At 72.5% G+C, this 25,692-nt stretch carries 27 protein-coding genes; 12 read left to right on the top strand and 15 right to left on the bottom strand.

What is annotated here, in order from left to right:
• Positions 1 to 131 precede the first annotated feature (131 nt).
• Positions 132 to 1,265 carry an HD domain-containing phosphohydrolase gene (locus tag MFF56_RS20155; protein ID WP_066919049.1) on the bottom strand — a complete coding sequence of 378 codons (1,134 nt, stop codon included), beginning with the start codon at positions 1,263 to 1,265 and terminating at the stop codon, positions 132 to 134.
• A 537-nt stretch (positions 1,266 to 1,802) separates the two neighbouring features.
• Here MFF56_RS20155 and MFF56_RS20150 point away from each other — a divergent pair.
• From MFF56_RS20150 to MFF56_RS20130, 5 genes are all read left to right on the top strand, one after another.
• Entirely contained in the window at positions 1,803 to 2,102 is a 300-nt protein-coding gene (locus tag MFF56_RS20150; RefSeq protein WP_066919051.1) for an iron transporter, read from the top strand.
• A 7-nt stretch (positions 2,103 to 2,109) separates the two neighbouring features.
• On the top strand, positions 2,110 to 3,654 hold the full coding sequence (locus tag MFF56_RS20145; protein ID WP_082772859.1) for a PepSY-associated TM helix domain-containing protein: 1,545 nt from the start codon (positions 2,110 to 2,112) through the stop codon (positions 3,652 to 3,654).
• Positions 3,651 to 4,007 carry a DUF3325 domain-containing protein gene (locus tag MFF56_RS20140; protein WP_066919047.1) on the top strand — a complete coding sequence of 119 codons (357 nt, stop codon included), beginning with the start codon at positions 3,651 to 3,653 and terminating at the stop codon, positions 4,005 to 4,007. Before MFF56_RS20145 ends, MFF56_RS20140 begins: the two co-directional genes overlap by 4 nt.
• Positions 4,008 to 4,516: 509 nt before the next feature.
• Complete coding sequence (typA, locus tag MFF56_RS20135) at positions 4,517 to 6,340, top strand: translational GTPase TypA (RefSeq protein ID WP_066921655.1); 1,824 nt, start codon at positions 4,517 to 4,519, stop codon at positions 6,338 to 6,340.
• A gap of 195 nt (positions 6,341 to 6,535) precedes the next feature.
• Positions 6,536 to 7,147 (top strand): carboxymuconolactone decarboxylase family protein, encoded by a 612-nt coding sequence (locus MFF56_RS20130; protein WP_066921654.1) that lies wholly within the window; start codon positions 6,536 to 6,538, stop codon positions 7,145 to 7,147.
• A gap of 17 nt (positions 7,148 to 7,164) precedes the next feature.
• On the opposite strand, the gene MFF56_RS20125 is transcribed toward MFF56_RS20130, so the two are convergent.
• From MFF56_RS20125 to msuE, 5 genes are all read right to left on the bottom strand, one after another.
• Positions 7,165 to 8,142, bottom strand: a complete 978-nt coding sequence (locus MFF56_RS20125; RefSeq protein WP_238230679.1) for a sulfonate ABC transporter substrate-binding protein — start codon at positions 8,140 to 8,142, stop codon at positions 7,165 to 7,167.
• A gap of 97 nt (positions 8,143 to 8,239) precedes the next feature.
• Entirely contained in the window at positions 8,240 to 9,406 is a 1,167-nt protein-coding gene (gene ssuD, locus MFF56_RS20120; protein ID WP_238230677.1) for an FMNH2-dependent alkanesulfonate monooxygenase, read from the bottom strand.
• A gap of 16 nt (positions 9,407 to 9,422) precedes the next feature.
• Complete coding sequence (locus tag MFF56_RS20115; RefSeq protein ID WP_238230675.1) at positions 9,423 to 10,289, bottom strand: ATP-binding cassette domain-containing protein; 867 nt, start codon at positions 10,287 to 10,289, stop codon at positions 9,423 to 9,425.
• Positions 10,289 to 11,071, bottom strand: a complete 783-nt coding sequence (ssuC, locus tag MFF56_RS20110) for an aliphatic sulfonate ABC transporter permease SsuC (RefSeq protein ID WP_238230673.1) — start codon at positions 11,069 to 11,071, stop codon at positions 10,289 to 10,291. Before ssuC ends, MFF56_RS20115 begins: the two co-directional genes overlap by 1 nt.
• 74 nt (positions 11,072 to 11,145) lie before the next feature.
• Positions 11,146 to 11,733, bottom strand: coding sequence for an FMN reductase (gene msuE / locus MFF56_RS20105; RefSeq protein WP_238230671.1), 588 nt, complete (start codon positions 11,731 to 11,733; stop codon positions 11,146 to 11,148).
• A gap of 515 nt (positions 11,734 to 12,248) precedes the next feature.
• Here msuE and sfnG point away from each other — a divergent pair.
• On the top strand, positions 12,249 to 13,355 hold the full coding sequence (sfnG, locus tag MFF56_RS20100) for a dimethylsulfone monooxygenase SfnG (RefSeq protein WP_197430665.1): 1,107 nt from the start codon (positions 12,249 to 12,251) through the stop codon (positions 13,353 to 13,355).
• 58 nt (positions 13,356 to 13,413) lie between these two features.
• Here sfnG and MFF56_RS20095 read toward each other — a convergent pair whose 3' ends face one another.
• The 4 genes from MFF56_RS20095 to MFF56_RS20080 form a co-directional block, all read right to left on the bottom strand.
• On the bottom strand, positions 13,414 to 14,601 hold the full coding sequence (locus tag MFF56_RS20095) for an App1 family protein phosphatidate phosphatase (RefSeq protein WP_238230669.1): 1,188 nt from the start codon (positions 14,599 to 14,601) through the stop codon (positions 13,414 to 13,416).
• A 73-nt stretch (positions 14,602 to 14,674) separates the two neighbouring features.
• Complete coding sequence (locus MFF56_RS20090) at positions 14,675 to 15,499, bottom strand: metal ABC transporter permease (protein ID WP_082773180.1); 825 nt, start codon at positions 15,497 to 15,499, stop codon at positions 14,675 to 14,677.
• Positions 15,500 to 15,534: 35 nt separating this feature from the next.
• Positions 15,535 to 16,428 (bottom strand): metal ABC transporter ATP-binding protein, encoded by an 894-nt coding sequence (locus MFF56_RS20085; RefSeq protein WP_238230668.1) that lies wholly within the window; start codon positions 16,426 to 16,428, stop codon positions 15,535 to 15,537.
• Positions 16,425 to 16,562, bottom strand: coding sequence for a hypothetical protein (locus tag MFF56_RS20080; protein WP_238230665.1), 138 nt, complete (start codon positions 16,560 to 16,562; stop codon positions 16,425 to 16,427). Before MFF56_RS20080 ends, MFF56_RS20085 begins: the two co-directional genes overlap by 4 nt.
• A 187-nt stretch (positions 16,563 to 16,749) precedes the next feature.
• Between MFF56_RS20080 and MFF56_RS20075 the strand changes: the two genes are divergently transcribed.
• Positions 16,750 to 17,235, top strand: a complete 486-nt coding sequence (locus tag MFF56_RS20075) for a Fur family transcriptional regulator (protein ID WP_066920636.1) — start codon at positions 16,750 to 16,752, stop codon at positions 17,233 to 17,235.
• A 140-nt stretch (positions 17,236 to 17,375) separates the two neighbouring features.
• On the opposite strand, the gene MFF56_RS20070 is transcribed toward MFF56_RS20075, so the two are convergent.
• On the bottom strand, positions 17,376 to 18,419 hold the full coding sequence (locus tag MFF56_RS20070; protein ID WP_238230663.1) for a lysine-2,3-aminomutase-like protein: 1,044 nt from the start codon (positions 18,417 to 18,419) through the stop codon (positions 17,376 to 17,378).
• Positions 18,416 to 19,465, bottom strand: coding sequence for an EF-P lysine aminoacylase EpmA (epmA, locus tag MFF56_RS20065; protein WP_066928058.1), 1,050 nt, complete (start codon positions 19,463 to 19,465; stop codon positions 18,416 to 18,418). Before epmA ends, MFF56_RS20070 begins: the two co-directional genes overlap by 4 nt.
• Before the next feature lie 144 nt (positions 19,466 to 19,609).
• Here epmA and efp point away from each other — a divergent pair, with 144 nt between their 5' ends.
• Complete coding sequence (gene efp, locus MFF56_RS20060) at positions 19,610 to 20,176, top strand: elongation factor P (protein ID WP_066928056.1); 567 nt, start codon at positions 19,610 to 19,612, stop codon at positions 20,174 to 20,176.
• A 38-nt stretch (positions 20,177 to 20,214) separates the two neighbouring features.
• On the opposite strand, the gene MFF56_RS20055 is transcribed toward efp, so the two are convergent.
• The gene (locus tag MFF56_RS20055) at positions 20,215 to 21,327 is read right to left on the bottom strand and encodes an acetyltransferase domain-containing protein (RefSeq protein WP_238230662.1); all 1,113 of its coding nucleotides are present in this window, start codon (positions 21,325 to 21,327) and stop codon (positions 20,215 to 20,217) included.
• 315 nt (positions 21,328 to 21,642) lie between these two features.
• On the opposite strand from MFF56_RS20055, the gene MFF56_RS20050 reads away from it, so the two are divergent.
• From MFF56_RS20050 to MFF56_RS20040, 3 genes are all read left to right on the top strand, one after another.
• Positions 21,643 to 22,248: a cold-shock protein gene (locus MFF56_RS20050; protein WP_066928054.1), complete on the top strand. Its 606-nt coding sequence runs from the start codon at positions 21,643 to 21,645 to the stop codon at positions 22,246 to 22,248.
• A 16-nt stretch (positions 22,249 to 22,264) separates the two neighbouring features.
• Positions 22,265 to 22,744, top strand: a complete 480-nt coding sequence (locus tag MFF56_RS20045; protein WP_066928063.1) for a DUF192 domain-containing protein — start codon at positions 22,265 to 22,267, stop codon at positions 22,742 to 22,744.
• A 163-nt stretch (positions 22,745 to 22,907) separates the two neighbouring features.
• Positions 22,908 to 23,300 (top strand): hypothetical protein, encoded by a 393-nt coding sequence (locus MFF56_RS20040; RefSeq protein WP_066928052.1) that lies wholly within the window; start codon positions 22,908 to 22,910, stop codon positions 23,298 to 23,300.
• A gap of 74 nt (positions 23,301 to 23,374) precedes the next feature.
• Here the strand turns inward: MFF56_RS20040 and MFF56_RS20035 are convergent, their stop codons facing one another.
• Together MFF56_RS20035 and MFF56_RS20030 are read right to left on the bottom strand one after the other, a co-directional pair.
• Positions 23,375 to 24,076 (bottom strand): glutathione S-transferase family protein, encoded by a 702-nt coding sequence (locus tag MFF56_RS20035; RefSeq protein ID WP_066928061.1) that lies wholly within the window; start codon positions 24,074 to 24,076, stop codon positions 23,375 to 23,377.
• A 164-nt stretch (positions 24,077 to 24,240) separates the two neighbouring features.
• Complete coding sequence (locus tag MFF56_RS20030) at positions 24,241 to 25,155, bottom strand: outer membrane protein (protein ID WP_066928049.1); 915 nt, start codon at positions 25,153 to 25,155, stop codon at positions 24,241 to 24,243.
• 363 nt (positions 25,156 to 25,518) lie between these two features.
• On the opposite strand from MFF56_RS20030, the gene MFF56_RS20025 reads away from it, so the two are divergent.
• Positions 25,519 to 25,692 (top strand): GTP-binding protein (locus MFF56_RS20025; RefSeq protein WP_238230710.1); only part of this gene is annotated, 174 nt, incomplete at its 3' end.

The following is a 25,692-nucleotide window of genomic DNA, read 5'->3' as shown; positions in this document are numbered from 1 at the left end:
CGCCGCTCGGACGCGCCTCTGGGCTGGATCTGCTCTCCCCCGTGTCATGCGTCCGGCGGTGGCGCCAGGGCAATCCCGGCACACGGCGCGGCCGGACGATCGTCGGCGCCGTCCACCGCTCGCGGCGCCCCTCAGGCCGCCGCGTCCTGCGCGTCCGGCCTGTCGGCGGAGGTCTCCCGCAGCAGCATCGGCACGCGCGCCCAGGGCTCGGTCGCGGCCCCGCGCCCGGCGCGCGTCCGCGCCCCGTTGCGGCCCGTCGCGACGACCTCCGGCCAGCAGAGCTCGAAGGCCGCGACGCAGGCCGGGTCGAAGTGGCCCCGGCTCTCCGCCCGGATCAGGCTGAGCGCCTCGGCGAACGAGAGCGCCTTCTTGTAGCTCCGCTCCGTGGTGAGCGCGTCGAACACGTCCGCCACCGCCACGATCCGGGCCGCGAGCGGGATCGCCTCGCCGGCGAGCCCGTTGGGATAGCCGCTCCCGTCCCAGCGCTCGTGGTGCGCCCCCGCGATCTCGGCGGCGAGGCGGATCAGCTCGGACTCGCTGCCGCCCAGGATGCGCCGGCCGATCTCCGCGTGGGTGCGGATCAGCGCGAACTCCTCCGGGTCGAGCTTGCCGGGCTTCAGCAGGATCCCGTCCGGGACCGCCACCTTGCCGACGTCGTGCAGCGGCGCGGCGAGGTAGAGGCGGCGGCACATCTCGGGGGCGAGGCCCAGCGCCTCGGCCATCAGCTCGCTGTAGCGGGCGACCCGCCAAGTGTGGTCGCCGGTGTCGTTGTCGCGGTACTCGACCGCGAGCGAGAGGCGGAAGATGATCTCCTCCTCCCGCTCGTGCATGTGCCGCATGGCGGCCTCCGCCGCGCCGTCGAGGACGGCGGCCTGCTCGGCGAGGCGGCGCACCGCGCCGGCCAGCCGCACGAAATTGCGCAGGCGCGCGCGCAGCTCCACGCCGGTCGTGCGCTTGGCGAGGAAGTCGGTCGCCCCGGCCTCGAGGGCGGCCAGCCGCGCCGCGTCGCAGACGTCGCTGGTGATCATCACCACCGGCACCTGGGCGTAGTGCGGGATCGTGCGGATCCGCTCGATGAAGGCGACGCCGGTCATCTCGGGCATGTGGTAATCGATCAGCACGAGGTCGAAGGCGCGCATCTGCGCCTCGATCAGGGCCGCGACCGGATCGGCGTGGGCATCCACCGTGACGCCGGGCTCGGCTTCCAGCATCTCCCGCAGCCGCATGCGGCTGGTCGAACTGTCATCGACGAGAAGCGCATCCATAACGCGTTCCTGACCGGCCGGGACGGCGACGGGACCGGGCATGCCGGCCCACGACGGATCGTGGACGCGGCATCGACCTGCACCCGAGAACCGTCCGCGACCCCGCCTTCCCCCTGGTGGCACGGTCCCCCGGGTGAGCGGGATCGGTGCCGAGATCCGCGCCCCTCGCGAAAGCTATCACCTTCGTCCAGGGCCGCGACTTGACGTCGGAGAGTGCTGCCTCCGCCTTTCGCAGGAGTTAAGTCTCAGCGCCGCCCGGCCTGTTTCTATCTCAGGTTGAATCTATGGATGGTTCGCGCCGCCGGACGGGTCGAGGCCGCGGCGCGCGGCCCGCTTCATCCGCCCGAACATCGCGGCGAAGTGTTTCCGCAGTCGAGCGAGGGCTCCGTTCAAGTCGTCGCCGCCCGCGATGCCGGCGGGATTGGAATCGTTCCGAAACATAGCTGTTGCGCGCGCGGTCGCACGCTTGGTAGCTCGGCCCATGTCGTCCGCTCGTCCTTCCGGCGCCCTCCGGTGCCCCGCCCCGGCCCGCGCGCCGTGAGCGCCCGCACGGCGCCCACGCCGGCCTACCGCGCGGCCGTCCTCGGCCGGGTGCTGCTCGCGGCGCTCGGCGGCTACGCGGTCGCGGCCCTGGCGACCGGGCTCTTCGCCCTGGTCCTGCCGATGCCGCGCTCGGAGGCCGTGACCACGGCGACGCTCCTGAGCTTCGCCGTCATGGTCGCGGTCGTGGTGGCGGTCTTCGCCGCGCGCTCCCTGGCGCGGGCCGCAGCGCTCGTCCTCGGGCTCGCCGCCCCGCTCGCGGGCGGGCTCTGGCTCGCCGGCGCCTTCGCGGGCTGAGGCGGCGATGCGGCAGGGCTTCCGGCACGCGATGGCGTGGCTGCACGCGTGGTCCGGCCTCGTGGTCGGCTGGGTGCTGTTCGCGGTCTTCGTCACCGGCACGGCGAGCTTCTACCGCGCCGGGATCACGCAGTGGATGCGGCCGGAACTCGTGGCGATCGAGGCCGATCCGGGCCGGGCTGCGGACCTGGGGGCCGCCTATCTGCGGCGCCAGATGCCGGACGCGATGGGCTGGTTCATCGCCCTGCCGACCCCGGAGAAGCCCGCGATCTCCGTGATGTGGTGGAAGAGCATGGAGGGGCCGTTCCACGAGGCCCTGCTCGATCCGGCGACGGGCGAGCCGACACGTGCGCGCGAGACGCGGGGCGGCGACTTCCTCTATCGCTTCCACTACGAGTTGAGCATGCCGCCGACACTCGGGCGCTGGATCGTCGGGGCCTGCACCCTGGTGATGCTGGTGGCGCTAATCTCCGGCATCGTCACGCACCGGCGCATCTTCGCCGACTTCTTCACCTTCAGGCGGGGCGCGAAATCCGCCCAGCGCGGCTGGCTCGATGCCCACAACGTCGCGGGCGTCCTCGGCCTGCCCTTCCACCTGATGATCGCCTATACGGGCCTCACCCTGCTGGCGACGCTCTACATGCCCTGGGGCGTGCGCACCGCCTACAAGGGCGACGAGATCCGCTACTTCGTGGAGGCCGGCCTGATGCCGGAGCTGCGCTGGACGGCGGGCCGGCCCGGCACGCTGGCGCCGCTCGGCCCCATCGTCGCGGCCGCGATGGCGCGCGGGGGCGAGGTGCCGGAAGGCCTCTCGGTCTGGAACCCCGGCGACGTCAACGCCGCCGTGGTGGCGATCTTCGAGGAGCCGCACGGCCTCTCGCACCACCACGCGCAGATCGCCTTCGACGGGCAGACCGGCGCGGTGCTCGGCACCAACGGCGCGGTCGGGCCTGCGACCGGCACCGGCACCGTGATGGCGGGCCTGCATATGGGGCACTTCGCCGGGCCTGTGCTGCGGCTCCTGCTCGTCCTCTGCGGCCTGATGGGCGCCGCGACGGTCGCGACCGGCCTCGTGCTCTGGGCGGTGGCGCGGGCGCCGAAGGGCGCGGCGCCCGCCGGCTTCGGCCTGCTTCTGGTGCGCGCGCTCAACCTCGGCACGATCGCGGGCCTGCCCGCGGGGATCGCCGCCTACTTCCTGGCGAACCGCCTGCTGCCGGTGGGCCTCTCCGAGCGGGCGTCCTTCGAGGTCGGCGCCTTCTTCGGTGTCTGGGTCCTCGTCGCCCTCTACGCCGTCCTGCGGCCGGGGCCGCGCGCCTGGACGCAGGCGCTCGGGCTCGTCGGCGCGCTCTACCTCGCGGTGCCGCCGGTCGCCGCCCTGACCGGGGGGCTCAGCCAGCCCGGCGGCGCGCTGCGCTTCCTCGGCTTCGATCTGTGGATGCTGGCCCTCGGGCTGGGCTTCGTCTTCGCGGCCCGCAAGGCCGCCGCCCGGGCAGGCGCGCCGCTGCGGCGGCCGGTCCGCGGCATGACCGGTGAGGAGGCCCTGCGCGCATGACGCCGCTCGTCGTCGTCCTGAACGTCACCCTCTGCTTCGCCGGGTTCGCGGCGCTGGCGCTCAGCCTCGACCGCCATCACCGCGAGGCGCTCGCCGGCCGCGTGCCGGCCGGCCGGGTGCTGCCGCTGCGCGCCGCGGGCTGGGCGCTGCTCGCGCTCTCGCTCGCCGGGGCCGTCGCCTGGGAGGGCCTGAACTTCGGGCCCGTCCAGTGGATCGGCGCGCTCACCGGCGGCGCGCTGCTGGTGGTGCTGGTGCTGAGCTACCGCCCGGCCTGGCTGCGCCCGGCGGCGCTGCTGGCGCTGCCGCTCGGCCTCGCCGTGGTCCCGGCGATCCTGCTGGCCTTCGCGCATTAGCAGGGGGCCGTGTCTCAGTATCGCGGGCGGAAGCTCCTGCGCTCTCCCTCCCCCTCCTCGGGCAGGTCGATCGCATAAGACGGGCAATCTGCTTCGGATCGCACCCGAACCGCAACGCGCCCCCTCTCCCGTGCGGGAGAGGGTTGGGGTGAGGGATGAGAACTCTACGGAGAGGACTCATGGCTGCCGAGCGGGCCAGTCGCGCCCGATCCTGACAGTTCTCATCCCTCACCCTGTCCCTCTCCCGCACGGGAGAGGGGACCCGCGCCTTACCGGACCGAGGCTCGCTCGGCATATGCGATCACCCACCCCTGCGGGGGAGGGGGATGCGGGGGCGGCCGCAGCATGATCGGTGCACGGCACCCACCCACACTTGCAGGACGCGCACTTGCCGGACGCGTCCGCACCTTCTATTGCAACGCGGAAAGCCCTGAATCCGCCACCACACCCGGCGGGACGGCCAAGATCGGCCGGCCCCGTGGCGGGTTCTTCACGCTTCGGACATCCTTATGAAGCTGCGCAACATCGCCATCATCGCCCACGTCGACCACGGCAAGACCACGCTCGTCGACAAGCTGCTCCAGCAGTCCGGCACCTTCCGCGAGAACCAGCGGGTCGAGGAGCGGGCGATGGACTCGAACGACCTCGAGAAGGAGCGCGGCATCACCATCCTGGCCAAGGCGACCTCGGTCGTCTGGCAGGACACCCGGGTGAACATCGTGGACACCCCCGGCCACGCCGATTTCGGCGGCGAGGTCGAGCGCATCCTCTCGATGGTCGACGGCGTGATCGTGCTGGTCGACGCGGCCGAGGGCCCGATGCCGCAGACCAAGTTCGTGGTCGGCAAGGCGCTCAAGATCGGCCTCAGGCCCATCGTGGCGATCAACAAGGTCGACCGTCCGGACGCGCGCATCAACGAGGTGGTCAACGAGGTCTTCGACCTGTTCGCCGCGCTCGACGCCACCGACGAGCAGCTCGACTTCCCGATCCTCTACGGGTCCGGCCGCGCCGGCTGGATGGCCGATTCGCCGGACGGCGACCAGAGCCAGGGCCTCAGCCCGCTCTTCGACCTCGTGCTCCGGCACGTGCCGCCGGCGCGGACCGAGGACGGCCCGTTCCGGATGCTCGGCACGCTTCTCGAGGCCAACCCCTTCCTCGGCCGCATCATCACGGGCCGCATCGCCTCGGGCACCGTCCGCCCCAACCAGTCGATCAAGGTGCTCGATCGCGAGGGCAAGGTCGTGGAGACCGGCCGCGTCTCGAAGATCCTGGCCTTCCGCGGCCTTGAGCGGGCTCCCATCGAGGTCGGCGAGGCGGGCGACATCGTCTCGATCGCGGGCCTCGTGAAGGGCACGGTCGCCGACACCTTCTGCGACCCGCAGGTCGATACCCCGATCCAGGCCCAGCCGATCGACCCGCCGACCGTGACGATGTCGTTCATCGTGAACGATTCGCCGCTCGCCGGCACCGAGGGCGACAAGGTCACGAGCCGCATGATCCGCGACCGCCTGTTCAAGGAGGCCGAGGGCAACGTCACGCTCAAGATCGAGGAGGCCGCCGACAAGGACTCCTTCTACGTCTCCGGCCGCGGCGAGCTTCAGCTCTCGATCCTCATCGAGACCATGCGGCGCGAGGGCTTCGAGATCGCCGTCTCGCGTCCGCGCGTCGTCTACGAGAAGGACGCGGACGGCGGGGTGCTGGAGCCGGTCGAGGAGGTCGTCATCGACGTGGACGAGGAGCACTCGGGCGTCGTCGTGCAGAAGATGTCCGAGCGCAAGGCCGAGATGCTGGAGATGCGCCCCTCCGGCGGCGACCGCCTGCGCCTCGTCTTCCACGCCCCCACCCGCGGCCTGATCGGCTACCAGGGCGAGCTGCTGACCGACACCCGCGGCACCGCGATCATGAACCGCCTGTTCAAGGCCTACGAGCCCTACAAGGGCGAGATGCCGGGCCGGCGCAACGGCGTGCTGATCTCGAACGACAAGGGCGAGGCCGTGGCCTACGCCATGTGGAACCTCGAGGATCGCGGCCCGATGATGATCGAGCCCGGCTGGAAGGTCTACCAGGGCATGATCGTCGGCGAGCACAACCGCGAGAACGACCTCGAGGTGAACGTGCTCAAGGGCAAGAAGCTCACCAACATCCGCACCACCTCGAAGGACGAGGCCGTGCGCCTGACGCCGCCGATCAAGATGACGCTCGAGCGCTCGCTGGCCTGGATCCAGGACGACGAGCTGGTCGAGGTCACGCCGAAGTCGATCCGCCTGCGCAAGGCCGTGCTCGACCCGAACGACCGCAAGCGCGCCGAGCGTGCGAAGGAAGCGCTGGCCTAGAGCCAACGTCCCGCCGCCACCTTCGAAGGCCCGGAGCGCCCGCCGCTCCGGGCCTTCTTCGTTTCGCCGCGAGGTGCGGGGCGTCGCGAATCGCGGCCGGTGTCAGGCCTTCCGGGCGCGACACTCCGGAGGAGCCTCGCATCCGGTCGCCCGCTCGGCGACAAGGAGGCGCCCCCTTCGGAGACCCGATCCACGATGCGTACCCTCCTCGCCCTCGCCCTCATCGTCTCACCGCTCGCGGCCCGGGCTGCGGAGAGGCTGCCGACGATTCCGCCGAGCCAGTACACGCCCGAGCAGAAGCAGGCCGCCGAAGCCTTCGAGGCGGCGCGCAAGACGCCCGTCTTCGGCCCCTTCGAGCCGCTGATGTACTCGCCCGAGGTGATGACGCTCGCCCGCTCGATGGGCGATTACCTGCGCTACAAGCCGAAGATCGGCACCACGCTCTCGGAACTCGTCATCCTGATCACGGCGCGGCGCTGGACGCAGGACTACGAGTGGTACGTCCACGCGCCGATCGCCAGGAAGGTCGGTATCGCCGAGCCGGTGATCGCGGCGATCCGCGACGGGCGACGCCCGGAGGGCATGAGCGCCGACGAGACGCTGGTCTACGATTTCACCAACGAGCTGCAGGAGAACAAGCGCGTCTCGGACACCACATTCGCCAAGGCCGAGCAGCGCTTCGGCAAGGACGGCGTCGTCGATCTCGCGGCGGTGAGCGGCTACTACACCTTCCTGGCGATGGAGCTGAACATGGCCCGCTATCCGCTCCCGAAGGACGGCACGCCGCTCCCGCGCCTGCCGGAGTGAAGGACCTCCCGCGTTCCTCAGCTTCCCGGCTTCCACACCGCGTCCGACACGGTGATCGGCTTTGGCAGCAGCTTCAGCTTGTGGAAGGTGTCGGCCACCCGCTGCTGGTCGGCGATGGCCGCCGCGTCGAGGGGCGCGACGCCGTAGGATTGCCGCCGCAGCGCCACCGCGAGGATCGGCGCCGGGATGCCGACGCTCGGCGCGAGTTCGGTCGCCACCGCGTCGGTGTTGTCCTTGGCCCAGGCGTCGATCTCGCCGACCGCCTCGATCAGCGCATCGACCGCCTTGCGGTTCTGGTCGGCGAAGTCGCGGCGCGACAGGTAGAACTGCCGGTTCGGCGCGAGGCCCTCGCCGTTGACCAGCGTCCGGGCGCCGGTCGAGCGTTCGCCCGAGGCCTGATAGGGGTCCCAGATCACCCAGGCATCGACCGCGCCGCGGGCGAAGGCGGCGGCCCCGTCGGCCGGCGTCAGAAAGGCGGTCTTGATCTCCTCGTAGGGCACGCCCGCCTCTTCCAGCGCGCGCACCAGCAGGAAGTGCACGTTCGAGCCCTTGTTGAGGGCGACCGTGCGGCCGCGCAGGTCCGCCACGGTCCTGATCGGCGAATCAGCCTTCACCAGGATCGCCTCGCCCTTCGGCGCCGGCGGCTCGGCCGCGACGTAGACGAGGTTCGGGCTCGCGGCCTGCGCGAAGATCGGCGGCGCCTCGCCGGTCGAGCCGAAATCGACGGCGCCGGCATTCAGCGATTCGAGGAGCTGGGGACCGGCCGGGAACTCGGCCCACTGCACCCGGTAGCCGAGCGGCGCGAGCTTCTTCTCGAGGAGGCCCTTGCCCTTCAGGAGCACGAGGGTGCCGTACTTCTGGTAGCCGACGCGGAACAGCCTGTCCTCGGCGCGCGCGGTGAGGGCGGTGAGGAGGACCAGGGCGAGGGCGGTCAGCAGCGTCCAGGCGGGGTGGAGGGGTGCGCGCGCGGCAAGGCGAGCGGCTCGGGCCGGCATGGGGGGTCTCCTTGGTTGGACGGGTGGAGTCGGATGAAAGGGCGCGACGCAGCCTTTCCCTCTCCGCAGAGGGGGGGGAGGGAGAGCTTCGCGCCCCTCAGTGCGCGCTCACGCGGCGCAGCGGCACGATGTCGTTGGCCATGACCTCGCCGACAGGCCCACGGTCGCGCGTCGCCGGCCCGGTGGTCGCCCGCAGCGGCAGCTTCGGGAAGACCAGCTCGGCGAAGCGGTAGGCCTCCTCCAGATGCGGGTAGCCGGAGAGGATGAAGCGGTCGATGCCGAGGTCGATGTATTCCTTCATCCGGTCGGCGACCTGGTCGGCCGAGCCGACGAGCGCCGTGCCCGCACCACCCCGCACCAGCCCGACGCCGGCCCAGAGGTTCGGCGACACCACGAGCCGGTCGCGGGATCCCCCGTGCAGCGCCATCATGCGGTTCTGGCCGACCGAGTCCTGGCGTTTCAGGGTCTCCTGCGCCCGCGCGATGGTGGCGTCGTCGAGCCGCGAGATCAGGCCCTCGGCCGCCGCCCAGGCCTCGCCTTCCGTCTCGCGCACGATGACGTGCAGGCGGATGCCGTACGAGAAGGTCTTGCCCCGCCGCTCGGCCGCCGCCCGGGCCGCCGCGATCTTCTCGGCCACGCCCGCCGGCGGCTCGCCCCAGGTGAGGTAGACGTCGCAGTGCTCGGCCGCGACCTCGATTCCGGCGGGCGAGGAGCCGCCGAAGTAGAGCGGCGGGTAGGGGGACTGCACGGGCGGGTAGATCAGCCGGCCGTTCTCGGCGCGCAGGTGGCGGCCCTCGAAGCTCACCGTGTCGCCGCGCATCAGGCCGCGCCAGATCGCCAGGAACTCGTCGGTGACGGCGTAGCGTTGGTCGTGGTCGAGGAAGACGCCGTCGCCGCGGAGTTCCACGGGATCGCCGCCCGTCACCACGTTGATGAGCAGGCGCCCGTCCGAGATCCGGTCGAGGGTGGAGGCCATGCGGGCGGCGGCCGAGGGCTCCATCAGGCCGGGCCGCACCGCCACGAGGTAGCGCAGGCGCTTCGTCAGCGGCGCCAGCGCCGAGGCGACGATCCACGAATCCTCGCAGGAGCGGCCGGTCGGCAGCAGCACGCCGTAATAGCCGAGATCGTCCGCGCCTTGCGCGATCTGCCGGAGGTAGTCGAGCGTGACGGCGCGCGCGCCCTCCTCGGAGCCGAGATAGCGCCCGTCGCCGTGGGTGGGCAGGAACCAGAGGACGTCGGCGCGCCCGTCGGTCGATTGGGTCATGGAATCACTCCGGACTTCAGGCGGCCGGGCTCTCGCCCAGCAGGTTCTCGAGGATGCGGCCCTCGAGCGCCGCGAGGTCAGGGTCGCCGCGGCGGCGCGGCCGGGGCACGTCGACCCGCACGTCGAGGGCGATGCGGCCCTCGTCCACCACGAGGATGCGGTCGGCGAGCGCCACCGCCTCGGCGACGTCGTGGGTGACGAGGAGCGCGGTGAAGCCCTGCTGCTGCCAGATCCGCTCGATCAGCCCCTGCATGCCGATGCGGGTCAGCGCGTCGAGGGCGCCCAGCGGCTCGTCGAGGGCGAGCAGGCCCGGCCCGCTCACCAGCGCCCGGGCGAGCGCCACGCGCTGGCGCTGGCCGCCCGAGAGCGTGGCCGGCCACTGCCCGGCCTTGTCGGCGAGCCCGACCTCGGCGAGCGCGGCGAGCGCCCGCTCCCGCCGCTCCCGCCGCGAGCCGAGGCCGGTGAGCCCGACCGCGACGTTGTCGACCACCCGCGCCCAGGGGAGCAGGCGCGGCTCCTGGAACATGATGCGCTTCGGCGGAACGTTGCGGCGGGCGACGCCCGCCGGTTCCTCCAGCTGGATGCGGCCGCCGGTCGGCGTCTCCAGGCCGAGGATCAGGCGCAGCAGGGTGCTCTTGCCGCAGCCCGAGCGGCCGACCACCGCCGTGAACTGGCCGGCCGGGATGTGCAGGTCGAGGCCGTCGATCACGGTGTGGCCGTCGAAGGCCTTGCGCAGGTCGCGCACCGTCACGGCGACGCCGCGGGCGGGGCCCCTCCGTGGCGCGGCTTGGCTGCGGGCGGTCTCTGAGTCCGGCCGGGCGGGCACCGCCTCCCGGGCGCGGTCCGCACCGTCGGCGTCGGGTCGGATGGCGTCGAGCAGCATCAGGCGGTCCTGTAGGCGGGGTTCCAGGCGAGGGTGGCGCGCTCCAGCCGGCGCGTCAGGGCGTCGGCGAGCTTGCCGAGCAGTGCGTAGATCAGGATCGCCAGCACCACGACGTCCACGAGCATGAACTCGCGCGCCTGCATGGCCATGTAGCCGAGCCCCGAGGAGGCCGAGATCGTCTCGGCGACGATGAGCGTCAGCCACATGATGCCGAGCCCGTAGCGCAGGCCGACGAAGATCGAGGGCAGGGCGCCCGGCAGCACGACGCGGCGGAAGAGTTCGGCCCGCGACATGCCGTAGACGCGGCCCATCTCGACGAGGCCGGGATCGACCGAGCGGATGCCGTGCAGCGTGTTGGCGTAGATCGGGAAGAAGACGCCGAGCGCCACGAGGAAGAGCTTGGCCTCCTCGCCGATGCCGAACCACAGGATCACCAGCGGGATCAGCGAGAGGTGGGGCACGTTGCGCACCATCTGCACGCTGGTGTCGGTGAGCCGCTCGGAGAGACGCGACAGGCCGTTGGCGAGGCCGAGCGCGAAGCCGATGCCGCCGCCGATGGCGAAGCCCGCGATGGCGCGCAGCGCGCTCACCCCGAGATTGGTCCAGAGTTCACCCGTGCTCGCCGCCGCGAGGCCGGCGCGCGCCACGTCGAGGGGCGCGGGCATGAAGCGATTGGAGACGAGGCCGGCCGAGACCGCGGCCTGCCAGCCCGCCAGCGCCAGCACCGGCAGCAGCCAGGGCGCGGCGCGGCGGCCGAGATCGTCGAGGAGGGTCGATGCCATCGGGCACTCCGCCGTCTTGGAACGCGCCGCCGCGGCGGCGACAGGGTGGGTGGGCCTCGGTCGGGCGGGTCCAGTCAGCGCGCGGCGGCCGCGCGGGCGACCGGCTCCTGGCGCAGGCCCGGCAGCGTGCCGCGGGTGGCGAGCGCCGCGATCTCGGCTCCGGCCTGGGACGCGCGCGCCCGCACGGCCTCGTCGGTGAGCCGGTAGTCGGTGAAATCGGGATCCGAGCCGTAGACGGTGGTCGGCACCTGCAGGGCGTTGAAGAAGCCGAAGAGCGGCCGGAAGCTGTGCTCGACCACGAGGGCGTGGCGGGCGCCGCCGCCGGTCGCCACGAGCGCCACCGGCTTGTTGGCGAGCGCGGCAGGCGGGATCAGGTCGAACAGGTGCTTGAACAGGCCCGTGTAGCTGCCCTTGTAGACCGGCGAGCCGACGACGAGCGCGTCGGCCTCCTCGATCGCCTCGATCACCCGCCGGGCCGGCAGGGAGAGCGCGTCCCGGCTCCAGGCCGCGCCGAGCCCGCTGCCGGCATCGACCAGATCGTAGAGCCGCACGTCGAGCGGCACGCGCGCCGCGGCCTCCTCGACGACCGCCTCGACGAGGGCGCGGGTCTTGGAGGGCCGCTGCAGGTTGGCGCTGAAGCCGACGAGTCTGGGTCGTGTCATGCGTCTCATCCGTCCGGTGGCTATCCGCGGGGGGCGGGGAGGGGGTGCTCCGCCCGCCCTGTTCCGATGGCCGAAAGGCTGCGGGACGGACGCGCGCCGGTCAATGAAACGTTCTTATAAATGAACGCGGCCGCGGAGATGATCGTGTTCCATCGGACGATCGAGGGAGAAAATCGCCGCATATCATCAGTTTTCTCGCCCGATAGCCGCCCGACCCCGAACCGATAGGGCGTGTTGCGTTCGTTTTACGGAACGGCCTCTTGCATCCGGCGCCGACGGCGCGCGGCGGATCGGCTGGCGACGCACGGGTCCGGGGCGCCGGGGAGGAACGTGCCGTCCCGGGCGGAGAACGGGGAACGATATCGCGCGACGGGCCGAAAGAAAGCATATCCCTGCTTTTGACGCGGGACCGGACGGCCTGAATACTTGGCCTCGTTCGATCGAGACAGCAACGGACGGCCTCCCGCACCGGCGACGGGCGGAGATCGCCGGCACGGGACCGAAGGAGAATCGCCATGGCCATCGGCACGAGCGGGTCCGAGCCGATCCGCTTCGCCTACTGGGTCCCGAATGTCTCGGGCGGGTTGGTGATCAGCAGGATCCCCCAGCGCACGAACTGGGACGCGGAGTACAATCGCCGCCTCGCCCAGATCGCCGAGGCGGCGGGCTTCGACTACGCGCTGACGCAGATCCGCTTCACGGCGGGCTACGGCGCCGAGTACCAGCACGAATCGGTGGCCTTCAGCCACGCGCTGCTCGCCGCGACCTCCCGCCTCAAGGTGATCGCCGCGCTCCTGCCCGGCCCCTGGCACCCGACGCTGGCGGCCAAGCAGGTCGCGACGATCGCCGAGCTGACGGGCGGGCGCATCGCCGTCAACATCGTCTCGGGCTGGTTCTCGGGCGAGTTCCGGGCGATCGGCGAGCCCTGGCTCGACCACGACGAGCGCTACCGCCGCTCCGAGGAGTTCATCCGGAGCTTGCGGGGGATCTGGACGCAGGACGCCTTCAGCTTCCGCGGCGACTTCTACCGCTACACCGACTACACGCTGAAGCCGAAGCCCACGTCCGGCCTGCCCGAGATCTTCCAGGGCGGCTCCTCGCGCGCCGCGCGCGACATGGCCGCGCGCGTCTCGGACTGGTACTTCACCAACGGCGGCACGCCGGAGACCATCGGGGCGCAGGTGGCGGACCTCCAGGCCAAGGCCCGCGCGAACGGGCACGCGGTCAAGGTCGGCGTCAACGCCTTCGTGATCGCGCGGGACACGGAGGAGGAGGCCCGCGCCGTGCTGCAGGAGATCATCGACCAAGCCGACCCGGAGGCCGTGAGGGCCTTCGGCCACGAGGTCAGGAACGCCGGCCGGGCCTCGCCCGAGGGCGAGGGCAACTGGGCCAAGTCGAGCTTCGAGGATCTCGTCCAGTACAACGACGGCTTCAAGACGAACCTCGTCGGCACGCCGGACCAGATCGCCGAACGCATCGTGGCGCTGAAGGATGTCGGCGTCGATCTCGCCCTGCTCGCCTTCCTGCACTTCCAGGAAGAGGTGGAGTATTTCGGCGCGCAGGTGATCCCGCGGGTGCGGGCGCTCGAGGCCGCCCGCGCGGGGCGCGCCGAGGCGGCCTGATCCGCGCCGCACGCCCTCCCCGCCTCTGCGGGAGGGGGGCCGGAGGGGCAACCGGACCCTACAGGCGTCGGCCGCCTTCGGGCTCGATCACCACCGTGGGCGGGGGCTCGGAGGGGCGCAGCATGCCCGGAAGCGGGCCGGTCGCGGGCTCGGGCGGGGCGGCCGCGCGCTCCGCCTGCACGGACGCCACCGCGTCCGGCGCGATCAGCCCGAGGCCGGCGGCGTGCTCGGCCATCGCCACGCTGTCGGCGGCGAGCACGAAGCTCGCGCCGGCCGCCGTCACGGCGGCGGCGATCGCCTCGATCTCGGCGATGCGGTCGGCATCCGCCGAGATGTTGCGGATGTAGATCGCCCGCACCCGGCCCGGATGCTCGGCCACCACCTGCGCGTAGACCTCCGGGTCGTGCTGGCCGCTGTCGCCGATCAGCACGAAGGGCAGGTCGCGGTAGAGCGCCAGCATGTTGCCGATGAGGATGCGCTTGTGGTCCTCGGCCCGGCGCGGCAGCGGGTGCGTCCAGGACAGGCCCCACTCGCGCAGGAACAGCACCGGCCCGGCGGGAATCGCGTGGCGGGCGAAGAACGCGCTCAGCACCTCGTAGAGGCCCCAGGGCGCGCGCGAGACGTAGAGCATCGGGTTGCGCTCGCCCGCCCGCCCGTCGTGGAGCGCCCGGTAGAGCGTGGCGACCCCCGGGAAGGCGACGCGGCTCTCGGCATCCTCCACGAAGAGGCGCCAGAGCATCACCAGCTTGTTGGCGACGCCCGTGTGCATCACCGTGTCGTCGATGTCGCTGATCACCGCGAAGCGCGCACGCGGCGGGGGCACGTAGATCTCTCCCCGCGCCTCGACCGGCGGGTCGGCCTCGAGCGTCAGATCGACCACGTGCCAGGGCCCGTCGCAGTCGGGCATCGCGCGCGGGCTCAGGTGCACGCGGAAATAGCCGTCGCGGTCGGTGGCGACGCGCTGCTCGGTGCCGCCGAAGCGGGCGGTGACGGGCGCGCCCTTGACCGCGCGCCGGGCGATGCGGCGGGCGACGTCGCGCCAGAGGTCGGCGAGCGAGTCGCGGTCGGCGTCCGGGTTCGGACGCGACTGCCGGAAGACCCGGCCGATCAGGAAGATCTCCTCCCGGGAGCCGTAGCCGCGATAGGGCTCCAGCACGATGCCGCCCCGCCCTTGTGCCCGCCGCACCGGGCGCGACAGCAGCCGCAGCGTGCCCCGGGTGACCTTGTAGAGCCTCGACCGCGCCATCCCGCTCTCCTCGACGGAATCATATGATCCGAGAGGCCCGAAAGTTCGCCCGCGCTTCGAAACGCCGTGGAGATCAGGCCTCGAGATGCCGCGCCCGCACGAGGCGCCAGGCGAGGCCGCCGCGCGGGCCGGCCACCAGCGAGACCGCGTAGAGCGCGCCCGCCGCCAGCACGATGGCCGGGCCGCTCGGCAGGTCGAAGCGGTAGGAGAGGGCGAGCCCGATCACGCTCGACAGGGCGCCCACCAGCATCGAGACCGGGATCAGGCCGCTCAGGCCCCGCGCCCAGAACCGCGCGGCGATGGCCGGCAGCAGCATCAGCCCGACGGCGAGCAGGGTGCCGAGCGCCTGGAAGCCGGCCACGAGGTTCACCACCACCAGCCCCAGGAAGGCGTAGTGCGCCGGCCCGCCCGCCCGGCTGACTGTGCGCAGGAAGAGCGGATCGACGCACTCCATCACCAGCGGCCGGTAGAGCAGGGCCAGCGCGAAGAGCGTGAGCGAGCTGATCCCGCCGAGCAGCCACAGGGCCGGGTCGTCGAGCGCCAGCACCGTGCCGAACAGGATGTGCAGGAGGTCGATCTGCGAGCCGCGCAGCGACACGAGGAGGACGCCGGCCGCCAGCGAGATCAGGTAGAAGGCGGCCAGACTCGCATCCTCGCGCAGCACCGTCGAGCGGGTGACGAACCCCGCGAGCAGCGCCACCGCCAGGCCCGCCGCGAGGCCGCCCAGCGTCATCGCGGGCAGCGACAGGCCGGCCACGAGGAAGCCCACCGCCGCCCCGGGCAGGATCGCGTGGCTCATCGCCTCGCTCATCAGGCTCATGCGCCGCAGCATCAGGAACACGCCGAGCGGGGGCGCCGAGAGCGAGAGCGCGAGGCAGCCGACCAGCGCCCGGCGCATGAAGCCGAACTCGAGGAAGGGGGCGAGAAGGTCGCTCACGCCGCGCTCCCGTGCCCGTGGCCGGCCTGTTCGTGGCCGTGCTCGTGGCCGTGCGCGTGGCCGTGCGCGTGGGTGTGGGCGTGGGCGCGCTCGTGGCCGTGCGCCTGCGCGGGGTCCGGATGCGCCGGAGCGTGGTCGTGGCCGCGCGCGCACACCCCCGCCGCCTCGTCCCAGGCCTCGGAGAGGCGGGCGGCGCGGGCGAGGTTCTGGGGGGTCAGCACGGCGGCGGTCGGCCCCCAGGCCACGGGCTCGCGGGCGATGAGCAGGGTGCGGGGGAAGTGCGCGCGCACCTGCGCGAAATCGTGCAGCGCCGCCACCACCGTGCGCCCCTGCGCGTGCCAGCGTCCGATCAGCCCGACGAGGTCGTCCACCGTGCGGGCGTCGATGCCCGTGAAGGGCTCGTCGAGCAGGATCACGGCGGCGTCCTGCAGGATCAGCCGGGCGAAGAGCACGCGCTGGAACTGCCCGCCCGACAGGGTGCCGATGGCGCGCTCCTCGAAGCCCGACAGGCCGACGGAGCCCAGCGCGTCGAGCACCGCGCCGCGGCTGCGCCCGAGGCTGCGCCACGCGCCCGCCCGCCGCCACAGACCCATGCTGGCGAGGTCGAGCACGCTCAGCGGGAAGCTGCGGTCGATCTCGTCGGCCTGCGGCAGGTAGGCCAGCGCCTCGCGCGGCACGCCGCGCAGGATCGCGCCGTCGAGGCAGGGGATCTCGCCGACGAGCCCCTTCAGGAGCGTCGACTTGCCGGCCCCGTTCGGCCCCACCACCGCCAGCATGTCACCCGCGGGAATCGTGCCGTCGAGATGGTGCACGGCCGGGTGCCGGTCGTAGCCGAGGGTGAGGCCGGCGAGGCGGATGGCGCCCGGCAGGACTTGGAGCGGCGCGTTCACGCGGTCGCCCACAGGATGGCGAGCCAGAGCGGCAGGACGAGGCCCGCCGCGAGGGCGAGGCGGACGCCCAGGCCGCTGCGGAACAGCGAGGCGTGGCGGAGGGGCGTGGGGATGGGAGACACGGGTGCCGTCATGTGTGGGAAAGCCGCCTCCGAACCGCCTTCCGGCCGCGGCGGGGCGTGCGACCGCGCGCGGTTTGCCGCACAGTGGGGGGCCGCCTATATAGGCTGATACACTGTAACATACGGCGCGTTCAATGCGGGTCCTCGGCGGGCCCTCGCGGGGCACCCCGCGCGCGGCCGCGCTATCCCGGGGATCGTCATGCACGGGCACGAGCACGGTGCCGGCCATCACCACCATGCGCACGGCCTCGACGTCGTCGCGCGCGCCGAGGCGCTCTGCCGCGACCGGGACCTGCAGTTCACGCGCCTGCGCCGGGACGTGCTGGAGACGGTGGCGGCGGCGCAGGGGCCGCTCGGCGCCTACGACATCGCCGAGCGCCTCAGCGTGCCGGGCCGGCGCGTCGCCGCGGTCTCGGTCTACCGGGCGCTCGACTTCCTGACGGAGCTCGGCCTCGTCCACCGCATCGCGAGCCGCAACGCCTTCGTCTCCTGCGCGCACGAGCACGGGGCAGGGGAGGGTTTGGTCTTCCTGATCTGCCGCACCTGCGGGGGCATCGGCGAGACCACCGCGCCGGAGATCGAGGCGGGCCTCGGCCGCGCCCTCGACCGGGCGGGCTTCAAGCCCGCGAGCCGGATCGTCGAGGTGGAGGGCGAGTGCGGGGCCTGCCGCGAGCGCACGGGATAGGGCAGCTTACCACACCACGTCCGATCTCCGGTCGAGCGTCCGATGCGTGCGGATCCCCTCTCCCCGCCGTGCGGGGAGACGCGCGCGGGGAGAGAGGACCCGAGCCCCGCTCGGGGATGACGGCGCGTCGAGAGGCAGCCTCAGCCCTCCGGCGGGTACGGATGCTCCCGCCCGTCCGGATCCGTCACCCGCATGCCCTCCGGCCCCTCCCGCAGGTAGCCCGGCCCGACCGGGACCTTGCCGTGGCCTCCGGGGATGTCGAGCACGTAGGTCGGCTGGGCGAGGCCCGAGAGGCGGCCGCGCAGGTGCCGCATCAGCGCCTGCCCCTCGGCGATCTCCGTGCGCAGGTGGCCGGTGCCGGGGGCGAGGTCGCCGTGGTGCAGGTAGTAGGGCTTCACCCGGTTCTCCACGAAGGCGCGCATCAGCGCCTCCAGGCTCGCCGGGTCGTCGTTGACGCCCCGCAGCAGCACCGACTGGCTCACCACCGGGATCCCGGCATCGACCAGCCGCGCCACGGCCGCGCGGGCGCTCTCGGTGAACTCGCGGGCGTGATTGGCGTGCAGCGCCACGAACACCGCCCGCCCGAACCGCTTCAGGCCCCGGACGAGGTCGTCCGTGACCGTGGCGGGGCTCACCACCGGCACGCGGGTGTGGACGCGCATCACCCGCACATGCGCGATCGTCCCGAGCCGCCCGGCGATGTCGCCGAGCCGGCGGGGCGAGAGCGCGAAGGGGTCGCCCCCCGTCAGCACCACCTCCCAGATCGCCGGGTTCGCCGCGATGTAGGCGAGCGCGCGTTCGAGCTCCGCCTCGCTCAGTGTCCCCAGACCGTCCGGCCCCACCATCTCGCGCCGGAAGCAGAAGCGGCAGTAGACCGGGCAGACGTGGAGCGGCTTGAGCAGCACCCGGTCCGGGTAGCGGTGGACGATGCCGGGCACGGGGGCGTGGGCGCCGTCGCCGATCGGGTCGGCGCGCTCCTCCGGGGCGGTCACCGCCTCCTCAGGCGCCGGCACGAACTGGCGGGCGATCGGGTCGGCCGGATCGGCGCGGTCGATCAGCTCGGCCGCGTCGGGGGTGAGCGAGACGGCGTAGCGCGCGGCGACCGCCGCAAGGCCGGGCAGGTCCTCGGCCGCGACGAGGCCCGCGGCGGCGAGGTCGTCGAGGCTGCGCAGCGGCCGGCTCATCCGGCGACCGGGGTCCAGAGGACGTCCTCGATCCGCCGGGCGCCGACCGCCAGCATCACCAGCCGGTCGAAGCCGAGCGCGGCGCCGGACGCCTCCGGCATCGCGGCGAGCGCGGCCAGGAAGTCCTCGTCGATCGGGTAGGTCTCGCCGTAGACGGCCTGCTTGACCGCCATCTCGGCCGCGAAGCGGCGGCGCTGCTCGGCCGGATCCGTCAGTTCGCCGAAGGCGTTCGCCAGCTCGACGCCGCAACAGTAGAGCTCGAAACGCTCGGCGACCCGCGGGTCGGCCGGGCACGGGCGGGCGAGCGCCGCCTCGCTGACCGGGTACGCGCACAGGATGGTCGGGCGACCCAGACCGAGTTCGGGCTCGACCCGCGCCACGAGGACGCGGCTGAACAGATCCGCCCAGGAATCGTCCTCTGCCACCCGCAGGCCGGCTCGCGCCACCGCGACGGCGAGGCCGTCGCGGTCGGTCTCGCCGCCGGCCGAGACGGTGGCCAGCAGGTCGATGCCGGCATACCGGTCGAAGGCCTCGGCGAGGCTCAGCCGCTCCGGCTCGGCGAAGGGATCGCAGTCGCGACCGCGCCAGGCGAAGCGGCTCGTTCCGGCGGTCTGCGCGGCGAGCCGCAGCAGGTCGGCGCAGTCGTCCATCAGCGCGGTGTAGGGTTCGCCCGCCCGGTACCACTCGAGCATCGTGAACTCGGGATGGTGCAGCGGGCCCCGCTCGCGGTTGCGGAACACGCGGGCGAGGCTGAACGGGCGCGGCTCGCCCGCCGCCAGCAGCTTCTTGCAGGCGAATTCCGGCGAGGTGTGCAGGTAGAGGGTGGCGCGGGACCCGTCGGCGCCGATCGCCTGCGTGGCGAAGGCCGAGAGATGGGCCTCGTTGCCCGGCGAGACCTGCAGGCAGGCGGTCTCCACCTCCACGAAGTCGCGGGCGGCGAAGTGCGCCCGCACCGCTTCCGTGATCCGGTTGCGCAGGAGGAGCGCCGGGCGGCGGTCGGCGTGGCGCGCGGGCGCCCACCAGGGGGAGTCGGGGGCTGTCGGCACGGTTCGGGCCCGGCGGCTGGCGATGCGGCGGCTGGCAAGCCGGCTGCGGATAGGATAGTGCCGGGGCCAGCCGTGGCCCCGGCGGGCGAACGCGCCCCGCGCTTGGCGCGCGCGTCCCGCCTTGTCAAATCTAGGACCAATCCCGTGAAGGTGATCGCCTCAACGCTCCGCAAGGGCAACGTCGTCGAGAAGGACGGCAAGCTCTACGTCATCCTCTTCGCCGAGAACATCCACCCCGGCAAGGGCACGCCGGTGACGCAGCTCGACATGCGCCGCATCACCGACGGCGTGAAGGTCTCGGAGCGCTACCGCACCACCGAGCAGGTCGAGCGCGCCTTCGTGGAGGACCGCGAGCACACCTTCCTGTACCAGGACGGCGAGGGGTTCCACTTCATGAACCCCGAGAACTACGAGCAGGTCGCGGTGCCCGAGGACGTGGTCGGCGACGCCGCCCCCTACCTGCAGGAGGGCATGGCCGTGATGCTCTCGATCCACAACGCGACGCCGTTGACCATCGAGCTGCCCCAGCGCGTGACCCTCGAGGTCGCCGAGACCGAGCCGGTGCTCAAGGGCCAGACCGCCTCCTCCTCCTACAAGCCGGCCACGCTCTCGAACGGCGTGCGCACCACCGTGCCGCCCCACATCGCCGCCGGCACCCGCGTGGTGGTGATGACCGCCGACGGCTCCTACGTCGAGCGCGCCAAGGACTGATCCCTGGTCCCCGCGCGCGCCCAGGGCGCGGGGCCCCTTCAGGGCGCGCCCCGCGTGCCCTCCGCGGCCTCGTAGCAGGCCTGCGACAGCGTCTGCGCGCGCAGGCGCTCCTCGCCGGTGAACGGCCGCCCCTGCGCCTGCCACAGCCCCTCGCGCCGGAGCGCCTTCCCGGTGCAGCGGGCCGCGATCCGACAGGCTCCGGGCTCGCCGCCGGTGCGGGTGCAGGTCTGCGCGTAGTCGAGGCGGAACGCCCGCTCGCCCGCCCGCGGATGCGGACCCGTGAGCATCGCCACCCCGGTCAGGGCACCGAGCAGCAGCGGCTGGTGCACGAGGTAGACCGCGAGGCTGTGGCGCCCGGCGAAGGCCGCCCAGCGCCCGATCCGCCCCGCGGGTCGCCACGCGCCGAGCCCCGAGGCGGCGAGGCGCGGCAGGCCGAGGCGCCCCAGCACGATCCCCGCCAGCACGATCCCGAACCAGGGGAAGAGCGGCACGTAGTCGTTGGTGCGCGGGCTCGCCTGCCCGAGGCCGAGGAAGAACAGGGCCGGCGCGTCGAGAACCTCGGCCCGCACGAGGTGGGGCGCGGCCACGACCAGAGACGCCGCGAGCGCCGTCACCCAGGCGGGCGCGAACAGGAACGGCAGCCCGAGCAGGCTCGATACGGCGATGCAGTGCAGGACGCCGAAGAAGATGAAGCTGTCCGGGAAGGCGAGCCACGTCGCCAGCGTGATCGCCAGCGCCGCGAGGCCGATCCGGGCGGCCCGCAGCAGAGTCGGACGCGGGCGGATGCCGCCGCCGTTCATCAGCACCATGCCGACGCCCACGAGCAGCAGGAAACCGCCCGCGATGAGGTGGGCGGCGACGCGGCCCCCGGGGCTCAGCGCCAGGTTCTCCGGCGTGAGCCGGAGGTGCCCGAGGTCCCAGGTCGCGTGGTAGGCGGCCATCGCCGCGAGGGCGCCGCCGCGGGCGACATCGATGACCGCGAGGCGTCCGCGCGGGCGCTGGCGGTCGGGCGCTGCCCGTAGGTCGGGCGCTGCCCGCAGGTCGGGCGCTGCCCGCAGGTCGGGCGCTGCCCGCAGGTCGGGCGCTGCCCGCAGGTCGGGCGCTGCCCGCAGGTCGGGATCGGGGCTGGGGTCGGGCGGGGGCGTCTGCATGGCGGGGCCATAGCAACACGGCGCCCGGTTTCGCACCCCGCGACGGCCGGACGGGCTCTCGCAGAAACGTGATCCCGCCCCGGCCGGGACCGTCCGACCCGCGACGCGGCGGCGCACCGACCGAAAATTCCCGCGCCGTCGCATCGGCCTGCGCCGGGCCGGCGCGGCGCGAAGCCGGATGTTGCAGGCCTGCCGACACGGCCAAGATTGCATCCCGGGCGGGCAACCCGACCGCCAAATGGGCTTCCGCGCCACTAGGACTTCGTTAATCTTGTGGGCGAACCGCGATGTGCGATTCGGTGTGGGTAGCGCGTGATGTCTGACGAGATCGGATTTGGGTCGGGGGACCCCAGGCCCGTGGGCGACATCGCGGACGCGACCCGGCGCGAGGCACCCGAACAGCCCCTCGACCTCGTCGAGGTCTCCGGCCGCATCAAGTGGTTCGACGTCGCCAAGGGCTTCGGCTTCATCGTGCCGGACGACGGCTCGCCGGACGTGCTGCTGCACGTCACCTGCCTGCGCCGCGACGGCCACCAGACGGCCAACGAGGGGGCCCGCATCGTCGTCGAGGCTGTGGAGCGCCCCCGCGGCTGGCAGGCCTTCCGGGTCGTCTCGCTCGACGCGTCGAGCGCGCTGCACCCGTCCGAGCTGCCGATGCCCCGCACGCACGTCACCGTGGTGCCGACGAGCGGGCTGGAGCGGGCGGTGGTGAAGTGGTTCAACCGCCTGCGCGGCTTCGGCTTCCTCTCGCGCGGGGACGGCACGCCGGACATCTTCGTGCACATGGAGACGCTCCGGCGCTACGGCATCGCGGAGCTGAAGCCCGGCGAGACGGTGCTGGTGCGCTTCGGCGACGGCTCGAAGGGAGCCATGGCGGCCGAAGTGCGGTTGTTGGACGGCACGCTTCCCGCCTCCCACTGAAGGTCCCGTCCCCGTGCTGCGCATCCTCCGGGCGCTCGCGTCCCTCGCCCTGCCGCTCGCCGCGGCGGTTCCCGTGGCCCTTCCCGTCTCCGCACACGCCCAGGAGGCGGCCCGCACCGAGCCCTTGGCCATCGCGACCCGGGGCGGCCCGCAGCGTTTCGACGTCGAGGTGATGCGCAACGACGCCGAGCGGGCCCGCGGCCTGATGTTCCGGCGCAGCATGGCGCCGAACCACGGCATGCTGTTCGACTTCGAGCGGGTCGAGCCGGTCGCGATGTGGATGAAGAACACCTACCTGCCGCTCGACATGCTGTTCATCCGGGCCGACGGCACGGTGGCCCGCGTCGCCGCCGACACCGAGCCGCTCTCGACCGCCACGATCCTCTCGGGCGAGCCGGTGCTGGCGGTGCTCGAACTCAACGCCGGGACCGCGGCGCGCCTCGGCATCCGCCCGGGCGACCGGGTCGACCACCCCCTGTTCCGCAAGGGGCGGTGAGCGCCGCGGCAGCGCCGTCCCCGCCCAACGCGAACACAATGAGAACAAAGGCTTGACCCCTGTGTCGTTCCGGGCCAGTGTTCCTTGAATGTTCCAGCCGATACGCGGGCCTGAAAACCTGCCGGCCGCGGAACACGGCAAGGACGCGAGCAGGGGACCAGCCATGAACGATGCCGGCGCGGCCGTGACCTTCCGGAACGACGACTGGTCGCTGTCCGAGGACGGGCTGGAGCACGCCAGCGGCTACTTCATCGGACGCTCGGTCATCGCCGCGCGTCGCGAGGAGGGGCTGTGGGATTGGCCCTTGCAGATGGCCGAGAAGCGCTGGTGCCGTCCGAGCCTGTTTCGTGAAGCCTTCCTGGCTGCCCTGCAGGCCTTCGGCCTGGAGCGCGACGCCGGCCTGGGCCGTTCCTTCGCGCTGGGGTTCGGCATCCGGTCCGGGCAGGGGGACGCCGACGGGTTCGTGTCCCTCGGCGACCTGCTGCGCCCTGCCACACCCGAGACCGCGCGTCCGGCTCCCCAGCGCCGCCCCGACCGCATCGCGGTCGGCGCGTGAGGCTTCGGCCCCGGGACCTCGCCCCGTGGCCATGCGCGAGAAGATGCCCCGCCCCCGGCCGAATCCGGCACCCCTTACCGCTTGAGTGAGGCCAACTCGTCGAGGCCGCTGCCGCCGTCCGCGTAGGCGCTGCGGAAGCTGTCGCGCGCCATCCAGCGCTTCCAGAACGCGTCGAGGTGCTCGAAGCGCTCGTCCAGCGGCGTCGCGTTGACCGGGAATTTCCCGAAGGCAATCGCCGTGCAGAGCGTGATGTCGGCCAGCGTCGGCGCCGCTCCGCCGAGCAGCCAGGATCGCCCGTCCGCGAGATGCCGATCGACCAGCGCGGCGTGGGCCAGCGCCTCCTTGCGGCAGTGCTCGCCCCATTGCGGATTGTGCGTCAGTTCGAGCTTCGGGCCGAGTCCCTGGTGCAGCACGTGGAACATCGTGGTGATCCGGTAGAGGATGTGCACCCAGATGCGGCTGTCCCACATCGCGTCGAGCCCCTGCTCCCGGGCGTCGGCGCCGGTGATCCGGCGACCCTCGAAGGCGGCGTCGAGATAGCGCACGATGCCGGTGGTCTCGGAGAGGTAGCTCCCGTCCGCGAGCAGCAGGGTTGGGGTCTCGCCCCAGGGGTTCATCTTCAGATGCGGCCATTGCCGCTGCTGGCCGCCCGGCGCCATGTCGTAGACCACCTCCTCGACGCGATCGGCGATGCCCTTCTCGTGGATGAAGAGCCGCACGCGCTGCGGGTTCGGGAAGGCGGACGGCGAGGTGTAGAGACGCAGGCGCTCGGTCATCGGCAGGTCGTGGCTCCGGATCGCGCCGCCCGCGGCGGCGTCGCCGCGAGATAGGGCGACGAACCGGTCCGTCAGCCGAGGGCCTGAAATGCGAAGGGCGGGCGCCGTCGCCGGCACCCGCCCTCGATGATCCGTCCCGGCGGGCGGTGTCCCGCCCGGGTCGATCAGTAGCTGCCGAACTTGTAGTTGAAGCCGGCGCGGATCAGCTGACCCTCGGTGTTGAAGCGCGAGGTGTAGGAACCGTTGGCGGTCGGCACGAACTGGCCGCCGGTGGCCGGGTTGATGCTGCTGACCAGCACGTTGCGGCTGCCGAGGTCGTAACGCAGGTACTCGGCCTTCAGGGTCACGTCGGCCTTGAGCCCGAGATAGCGGCCGACGCTGAAGAAGTTCAGGAACGAGTCGGTCGGGATGGCCCACTCGACGCCGCCGCCGTAGACGTAGCCGGTCTCGAGGTCGTCGTAGCGGCCCGCATAGGCCAGCGGGAAGCCGGCGGCCGCGTTGTTCGAGCGGAATTGCGCGTCGTAGAACACGTTGCCGTAGGCGAAGCCGCCGGTCCCGTACACGAGGAACCGGTCGAAGGCGTAGCCGACGCGGCCCGTGACGGTGCCGAGCCAGTCGAGGCTCTGGCGGTAGGTGCTCACGTCGTTCAGGCCGCTGACGAAGGAGCGGCCGCGGGTGAGGTCGGTCCAGGTCCACGAGGCCTCGACGCCGACGACGAGGCCCGAGCCCGGCGTGAACTGATAGTTGTAGCCGATGCCGCCGCCGATCTTGCCGATCTTGTCGGTCTCGGTGCTGAAGGAGGCCGGGCGGCGGCCGCCGGCGACGTTGGCGACGGTGTTGGTGAGGTTCGGCGCGAGCAGCGGGCCGGCACCGGGGCCGTTGTTGCCCAGCGTGCGGATGTTGCCGTTCTCGGTGATGCCGTACGAGGTGTGGGTGCCGGCGTAGAAGCCCGTCCAGGTGAAGACCGGGACCGGCGTGAAGACCGGCGGCGGCTCGGCGCGGCGCGGCAGGTCGGCGGCGCTGGCGGCGCCCGCGACGAGGGCCGAGGCGGCGCTCGCGAGGAGGAGCTTCTTCATCATGGGGTGGCGGCCTGATCGTTCGATGTTCGCTGACAACAGAGGTAAAGCGGACGCCGAAGCTTCACTATGCCCGCGGCGCCACACTACTCGAAAACTGCTCCGCTTGGTCCTGCGGCGACCACGGCTTGGCCTGGCTTGGCTTGGCTTGCCGGTTCCGTGCCGCCGCCGTCCGGCACCGCGCGGGTACCGGACTGGGCGGCATCCGGTTGGTGGCCCTTGATCAAAGGACGGCTTCCCTCTAAGCGATCCGCGCTTTTCGCCCGGCCCCAGGCTCGCGCGGGCGGCGACGACCGGCGCGCGCGACGGTCGCCAGAACCGGCGCTCCGGGCGCCGCGGCCCTTAATCGGTAGGATTCAGGAAGCTATGGGCAAGGAAAAGTTCAGCCGTACCAAGCCGCACTGCAACATCGGCACGATCGGCCACGTGGACCACGGCAAGACCTCGCTGACGGCGGCGATCACGAAGGTTCTGGCCGAGAGCGGCGGCGCGACCTTCACGGCCTACGACCAGATCGACAAGGCCCCCGAGGAGAAGGCG

It is taken from the genome of Methylobacterium hispanicum, assembly GCF_022179285.1.
Classification (GTDB): Bacteria; Pseudomonadota; Alphaproteobacteria; order Rhizobiales; family Beijerinckiaceae; genus Methylobacterium; species Methylobacterium hispanicum.
This window is presented reverse-complemented; position numbering and strand designations above follow the sequence as displayed.